This is a genomic window from Vibrio sp. 10N.237.312.B06 (genome assembly GCF_041464685.1).
GTDB classification, from domain to species: domain Bacteria; phylum Pseudomonadota; class Gammaproteobacteria; order Enterobacterales; family Vibrionaceae; genus Vibrio; species Vibrio tasmaniensis_A.
The window spans coordinates 1-7,418 of the sequence record NZ_JBFSPI010000079.1; the positions used below are offsets into that span (position 1 = coordinate 1).

At 43.4% G+C, this 7,418-nt stretch carries 7 protein-coding genes; 4 read left to right on the forward strand and 3 right to left on the reverse strand.

Going from position 1 to position 7,418, the window contains the following annotated elements:
- Window positions 1-115: 115 nt before the first annotated feature.
- Complete coding sequence (gene topA / locus AB6C75_RS18085; protein WP_372108529.1) at window positions 116-2,746, reverse strand: type I DNA topoisomerase; 2,631 nt, start codon at window positions 2,744-2,746, stop codon at window positions 116-118.
- 439 nt (window positions 2,747-3,185) lie between these two features.
- Between topA and AB6C75_RS18090 the strand changes: the two genes are divergently transcribed.
- A complete protein-coding gene (locus AB6C75_RS18090) occupies window positions 3,186-3,431 on the forward strand; it encodes a YciN family protein (RefSeq protein ID WP_372108531.1) in 246 nt (81 codons plus the stop codon).
- Between the two features lie 78 nt (window positions 3,432-3,509).
- Here AB6C75_RS18090 and aroA read toward each other — a convergent pair whose 3' ends face one another.
- Entirely contained in the window at window positions 3,510-4,790 is a 1,281-nt protein-coding gene (aroA, locus tag AB6C75_RS18095) for a 3-phosphoshikimate 1-carboxyvinyltransferase (protein ID WP_372108533.1), read from the reverse strand.
- Between the two features lie 162 nt (window positions 4,791-4,952).
- Entirely contained in the window at window positions 4,953-5,408 is a 456-nt protein-coding gene (locus tag AB6C75_RS18100) for a glycine zipper 2TM domain-containing protein (RefSeq protein WP_372108535.1), read from the reverse strand.
- A gap of 53 nt (window positions 5,409-5,461) precedes the next feature.
- Between AB6C75_RS18100 and aat the strand changes: the two genes are divergently transcribed.
- From aat to infA, 3 genes are all read left to right on the forward strand, one after another.
- Window positions 5,462-6,172, forward strand: coding sequence for a leucyl/phenylalanyl-tRNA--protein transferase (gene aat, locus AB6C75_RS18105; RefSeq protein WP_372108537.1), 711 nt, complete (start codon window positions 5,462-5,464; stop codon window positions 6,170-6,172).
- Entirely contained in the window at window positions 6,172-6,870 is a 699-nt protein-coding gene (locus tag AB6C75_RS18110) for an arginyltransferase (protein ID WP_029223914.1), read from the forward strand. The genes aat and AB6C75_RS18110 overlap by 1 nt, the downstream gene beginning before the upstream one ends.
- An 81-nt stretch (window positions 6,871-6,951) precedes the next feature.
- Window positions 6,952-7,170, forward strand: a complete 219-nt coding sequence (infA, locus tag AB6C75_RS18115) for a translation initiation factor IF-1 (RefSeq protein WP_001040192.1) — start codon at window positions 6,952-6,954, stop codon at window positions 7,168-7,170.
- Window positions 7,171-7,418 lie beyond the last annotated feature (248 nt).

A 7,418-nucleotide genomic window follows, 5' to 3' on the forward strand; every position in this document is an offset into this window, starting at 1 on the left:
AGTAAGACTCGCTACACTGTGCGATCTAAACACCTTAAATGATAGGTGTTGGCCTAATGGCTGCTTTTTTCATCAATAAAATGTCAACCCATATCAGATCGGGTCACACATTCAGTTACTTCTCTTTAGGCTTTTTACGTTTATCCGTAACTTCCCACTTACCGTCGATGTACAAAGCGGTCCAACCTGAAGGTTTACCGTCCACTTCGGTACGAACGTAGTTTTCTTTTGTCTTACGACTAAAGCGAACCACTGTCGGCTTGCCATCAGGATCAGCAACCGGTGCTGATGCTAGATACTGGAATTTAGGTGAAATACGGTCTTTAAAACGAACCAGCTCTTCCACTAATGGTGCACGTGTTTCACGTGATTTAGGGAAATTACTCGCGGCCATAAACAGACCAGAAGCCCCATCACGAAGTACGAAGTATGCATCTGAATTTTCACATGGGAGTTCAGGGAAATGCACTGGGTCTTCTTTAGGTGGCGCTACTTCGCCATTCTTCAGAATCTTACGAGTGTTATTACAATCTTCACTCGTACAGTCCATGTATTTACCGAAACGACCATTCTTCAAAACCATGTCAGAACTACATTTGTCACACTCAACAAGCGGACCATCATAGCCTTTCACTTTGAATTCGCCGTGTTCAACCACATAACCTTCACAGTTAGGGTTGTTACCACACACGTGCATTTTACGCTTATCATCGATCAGATAAGCATCCATTGCCGTTTCACAAATCGGACAACGCTTTTTCGCTCGAAGTGCTGCGGTTTCAACGTCTTCTTCAAGAACGTTGATAATACCGTCTTCATCACCAAGGTTAATGGTTGTCTTACAGCGCTCTTTTGGTGGAAGTGCATAACCAGAACAACCTAGGAATACGCCAGTCGAAGCTGTACGAATACCCATTTTACGGCTACAAGTTGGACACTCAATATCGGTTTCAACGATATGATTTGGCTTCATGCCACCAGCGTCTTCATCTAAATCGGCTTTTTCCAAATCGCCTGTAAAGTCTTCGAAGAAGTTATCTAGCACGCCTTTCCAGCTTGCTTCGCCTTCTGCAATTTGGTCTAACTTCTGCTCCATACGAGCCGTAAAGTCATAGTTCATTAGATCATTGAAACTGCCATCTAGACGGTCAGTAACAATTTCACCCATCTTCTCAGCATAGAAACGACGCTGTTCAACTTTTACATAACCACGGTCTTGAATCGTAGAGATGATTGATGCATACGTTGAAGGACGACCAATACCACGCTTCTCAAGCTCTTTAACTAGCGCCGCTTCAGTAAAACGGGCTGGCGGCTTAGTGAAATGCTGTTTAGGGTCTAATGCGATTAGGTCTAGCTTTTCACCAACCTGTACAGCAGGAAGAATCGTATCTTCATTTTTACCCATTGGACGTTGAACGCGAGTCCAACCATCAAATTTAAGAATACGACCTTTCGCTTTTAATGTGTACTCATCAGCTTTAACGCTTACCGTCGTTGAATCGTACTGCGCAGGTGTCATTTGACATGCAACAAATTGATTCCAAATCAGCGAATAAAGCTTGTGTGCGTCTGCGTCTACTCCGTTTAGGTCTTCAGACTTAACATCGACACTTGAAGGACGAATCGCTTCGTGAGCCTCTTGTGCGCCCTCTTTGCTGCCGTATACAAGCGCCTTCGGTGGAAGGTATTGTGCGCCAAACTCAGAACCAATATATTCACGAGCGGCTTCTACAGCTTCTGAACTCAAGTTAGTTGAGTCAGTACGCATATAAGTGATGTAACCCGCTTCATACAAACGTTGAGCCAACATCATGGTTTTCTTTACGCCGTAACCAAGACGTGTGCTCGCCGCTTGTTGCAGAGTCGACGTGATGTAAGGTGCAGACGGCTTACTCTTAGTTGGGCGGTCTTCACGTTTACAGACTTCGTATTGCGCTTTTTCTAAAACGCTTACTGCAGCTTGTGTTTGCGCTTCATTATCAGGTTTAAACGCAACACCGTCTTTTTGAGCGACTTGCAGTCTGAAATCTGTTTTCTCTGCCGTTTTGGTATCAGCATGCACATCCCAGAACTCTTCAGGGATAAAAGCGTTGATCTCGCGCTCACGTTCAACCAGTAGTTTTACAGCTACAGATTGAACACGGCCAGCGGATAGGCCTCGTGCTACTTTTTTCCAAAGCAGTGGTGACACCATAAAGCCAACAACACGGTCCATAAAACGTCGTGCTTGTTGTGCGTTTACGCCGTCGATATTTAGCTCGCCTGGAGTTTCGAAAGCTTGCTGAATAGCATTTTTAGTGATTTCGTTAAAAACCACTCGTTTGTATCGCGTTTCATCACCACCGATGATCTCACGAAGGTGCCATGCGATAGCTTCTCCTTCGCGGTCCAAATCGGTTGCGAGATAAACATGGTCTGCGTTCTCAGCCAGTTTTTGCAATTCAGCAACGACTTTTTCTTTGCCCGGTAAGATTTGGTAATTCGCTTCCCACTCTTGATAAGGGTTGATACCCATCTTTTTAATAAGCGCTTTGCGATCTTTTTCTTTCTTGATACGAGCTTTATCTTCTGGGCTCATACCCTTGGTTGAAACTGCAGCAGCCTTTTGACCTGTACTTTGACCCGCCGTTGGTAAATCACGAACGTGACCTACACTCGACTTAACGACAAAGTCTTTGCCAAGATATTTATTGATAGTTTTAGCCTTGGCTGGCGACTCCACTATAACGAGCGATTTACCCATATTGACTCTAACGTCCTTAATCACGATGCTTCAACACCAACAATTTTACTTGTGGGCTTTTACGCATGATATTCTAAATTCATTGCTTCTTTTTTTACTATTGTGCGAGATTACTAGAAGATCAACCGCTTTTTTCAAAATTGGATCTGATCGCTCGACAATTCGACGACTCATAGAGAAAAGAGTCACAATATAAAGAAGCTATAAAGTACTCACTAAGAATACTTGCAAGAGCCTATTCATCAGGCATTACGTCTAAACGCGCTCATACTAAGCTTGTCGGCGAATCTAACGCGAGCCCCATTCAATTATTTTTGTCATAAATCACAAAATAAATTGTGGATGTTTGAAAAGACTCTCTTAATCGGTTGTGAAATCATTGAATTTCTAGTTCGACACCATAAACTCAACGTTATATTCAGTTATCAGAGATAAACTCATGACAAAGAAAGTAATAGCAGAATTTGATTTACTGCTTATCGCAAACCAAATTATCCAATCACATGATGACTACATTGAAGGCATGCGCGCAAACAGCGTAGTAGAAAAAGACGATGTACTCATTTTCAAAGGTGAATACTTCTTAGACAACAATAGAATGCCGACAGAAAATACAACCGCGGTATTTAACATGTTTAAGTACTTGGCACATCACCTTTCGAAAGAATTTACAATTCAGCAATAATTAAAAAGCTTGCCATCTAGGCAAGCTTTTTTGTTCCTGGACCTTTATATACTTATCATTTTTATAGACTTAGTATTTTTATAGACTCAGCATTTTCAGCTTATCGAAGTAGTCAGGGAATGTCTTTGATGTACAACCTGGATCATTGATCGTCACCGGGGTGTCACTCAAAGCAACCAACGAGAAACACATCGCCATGCGGTGATCATCGTAAGTATCAATCGCCGCGTGCGTCAGTTCAGCCACAGGGTTAACAATGATGTAGTCTTCACCCTCTTCCACCTCAGCGCCCACTTTACGTAGTTCTGTTGCCATTGCCGCTAAGCGATCCGTCTCTTTCACACGCCAGTTGTAAACATTGCGGATTGCGGTTGTTCCTTTAGCAAACAGAGCCGTTGTCGCAATTGTCATCGCCGCATCTGGAATATGGTTATAGTCCATATCAATGCCTTTTAGCTCACCACAACGAGAGATAACGTAGTCATCACCCCATTCAATTTCAGCACCCATTTTCTCAAGTGCATCAGCGAATTGGATATCACCTTGGATACTGTTTTTGCCAATACCTGTCACTTTAATCTCGCCACCTTTGATAGCAGCGGCTGCAAGGAAATATGACGCAGATGATGCATCACCTTCAACCAAGAAATCACCGGGTGCTATGTAAGATTGCCCAGTTGGAATCACAAATTCTTGGTAGTCATTGTTGATAACATCCACACCAAATTGCTTCATGATATGCAGCGTAATATCGATGTAAGGCTTAGAAACCAATTCGCCATCAATTTTAATGGTCACTTCGCCTTCAGCTAAAGGTGCAGCCATCAAAAATGCCGTCAAGAATTGACTAGAGATAGAACCGTCGATAGAAACCGTACCACTCTTCAGACCGGTACCTGTGATCTTCAATGGTGGATAGTTTTCGCTTTCTAAGTATTCAACGTCGGCACCGGCTTCTCTCAGTGCAGTCACTAAGTGACCAATTGGACGCTCTTTCATACGTGGTTCACCAGTAAGAACGTATTCACCGCGACCTAAACAAAGTGCAGCAGCCAATGGACGCATTGCTGTACCCGCGTTACCTAAGAAAAGCTCTAGGGCTTTGTCACTTGAAAATGCACCACCAACACCTGTCACTTCACAAACTGTTTTGTCTGCAGACAACTGATAATCAACACCTAACTGTGTTAATGCATTCAACATATGACGAATGTCATCACTGTCTAGTAAGTTTGTTAGGCGAGTTGTTCCCGTTGAAAGTGCAGCCAAAAGAAGCGCACGATTAGAAACACTTTTTGAGCCAGGTAGGTTAACTTCCCCGCTCACTTTCTGAATTGGTTGTAACGTAAGGCTTTCCATTAGTTCTTATAGTCCTTGTACCACCCGAAGTCACTGGCGCGTATTTATTTTCGGGTGATGAATAATTCTTCGTACTTGCAGACTAACGAACTTTTCCAACGAACTCCAGAGCTAATCCCCTCGATAAAGGCGATTAATTAGCCAACCAAACACATTTACATACTAGTACGCTAGATCAACTCGAACGCCATCTGAAAAATAGAGAATCCGCACATCATCACCTCTATTGAACAACATCGAATTGTCAACGTCTTGAATGATGTTAACCAGATTATCATCCTTGGTTTTAACCAATAATTCAACGAGTTTATATTCCACCCGATATTGCGTATTGCCGCGATTACGAGCGATCCCCGCCCCCGCTACAACACCAACCGCCGTTGCGACTTCTTTACCTGTGCCGCCACCAAACTGATTACCAACCAAACCACCAATTGCCGCACCCAACAAGGTTTCCCAACCATTCGCTTTCGACTCTACGATCTCCTGTTGGGTAATGTACCTGACCGTATCAACCTCACCGTAAACGACCTCATTCACTGGTCTGGCTTGGTTTCTGTTGTAAGCTGCATTTGCCAACATGGGCAAAACAAGTAAAATCCAAAGCAACTTCTTCATGGTAAAACTCCTAAAGACCTCTTGGTCAGTGATTAATCTGTAATGCGGTACTTATGACTATATACCTAACCGAACTTGATACTACTAGTATAGAGTTTCCTTCGCCCTTCGACGCGCTTGATGAACCCAACGGTCTACTCGCGTTCGGTGGTGATTTGTCACCCATACGAATTCTGAACGCTTATAGCCAAGGTATATTTCCATGGTATGGCCCAGGTGAGCCTATACTTTGGTGGAGCCCTGCACCGCGAGCGGTATTTAATCCTAAGACATTCGAACCGTCAAAAAGTCTTAAAAAGTTTCAAAGAAAGCACAATTACCGAGTCAGCATCAACCAAGCGACGGACAGAGTAATTGGTTATTGCTCTTCACTGAGACCGGAAGAGGAAACTTGGTTAAACAATGACATGCAAGCAGCCTACCGTGAACTCGCTTCATTAGGGTTCTGCCACTCAGTTGAGGTTTGGCAAGATGACGAGCTGATTGGCGGGCTTTATGGGTTACAAAGAGGCCAAGTCTTTTGCGGTGAATCGATGTTCAGCATGAAGACTAATGCCTCTAAAATTGCGCTATGGTACTTTTGTGAGCACTTTACACAATTCGGCGGACAACTCATTGATTGCCAAGTCATGAACCCACACTTGGAATCCTTGGGCGCTATCGAGGTTGATAGGGATGAATTCCTGAGTTCTCTTCGATTACTCAAAGAAACGTCCGTTAACGATGCATGTTTTAAAAAACAATGGCTAAAGGAAATGCCTTAATGAATCCAGATTTACAACAAATCAGAATTGGATTAACAGACAATCACGCTTGCAGTTACTTACCCCATCTCGAAGAAAGAGTGGCAGTCACGCTTGATGAACACATGCACACCGCAGATAACTATGAAGTTCTACTTGCGAATGGATTTCGCCGCAGTGGAACAACCATTTATAAACCACATTGCGATAATTGCTCATCGTGCCAAGCGATTCGACTGTCAATTCCCGAGGTCAAGTTTTCCAAGAGCCAACGACGAATACTCAACAAGGCCAAAGCGCTGCGTTGGGAGCTGAAAGATGAAATGGATGACAACTGGTTTGACTTGTATAGCCGCTATATAACCGCTCGCCACCGTTCAGGAACCATGTATCCACCGAAGAAAGAAGAGTTTCTGCATTTCTCTAAAAATGAATGGCTTGCTACAAAGTTCATGCACATCTATGATGAGGGGCAGTTAGTCGGCATTGCCGTTACAGACATCATGTCTCACTGTACGAGCGCGTTTTATACCTTCTTCGACCCTGATATCGACATTTCCATGGGAACTCTTGGCGTTCTATTCCAGATCCAACATGCCCAGAAAGAACAAAAACAATGGTTATATTTGGGTTATCAAATCGATGAATGCCCTGCGATGAACTATAAAGTACGATTTCAACGTCATCAAAGGCTAGTAAATCAGCGGTGGCGAGGGTAGAATACGCGACAACTTTACATATTTTGATTTTAACGGCACAATCAAGCCGTTGAAAACCGCCAAATTTCGAAAGAGGATTAGATGGCTAAAGAAGACGTAATCGAGATGCAAGGCACTGTCCTTGATACTCTACCAAACACAATGTTCCGTGTTGAGCTTGAAAACGGTCACGTAGTGACAGCACACATCTCTGGTAAAATGCGTAAGAACTACATCCGTATTCTTACTGGTGATAAAGTAACTGTTGAGATGACTCCATACGACCTTTCTAAAGGCCGCATCGTCTTCCGTGCTCGTTAATTTTTAATTACCGAATACGATAAGAAGCGGAGCCCTCAAGGCTCCGTTTTTTATCGCCTGAACTTTTTACCACTCCAACAACACCAACCTAGCATCTAGCATCTAGCATCTAGCATCTAGCATCTAGCATCTAGCATCTAGCATCTAGCATCTAGCATCTAGCATCTAGCATCTAGCATCTAGCATCTAGCATCTAGCATCTAGCATCTAGCATCTAGCATCTAGCATCTAGCATCTAGCATCTAGCA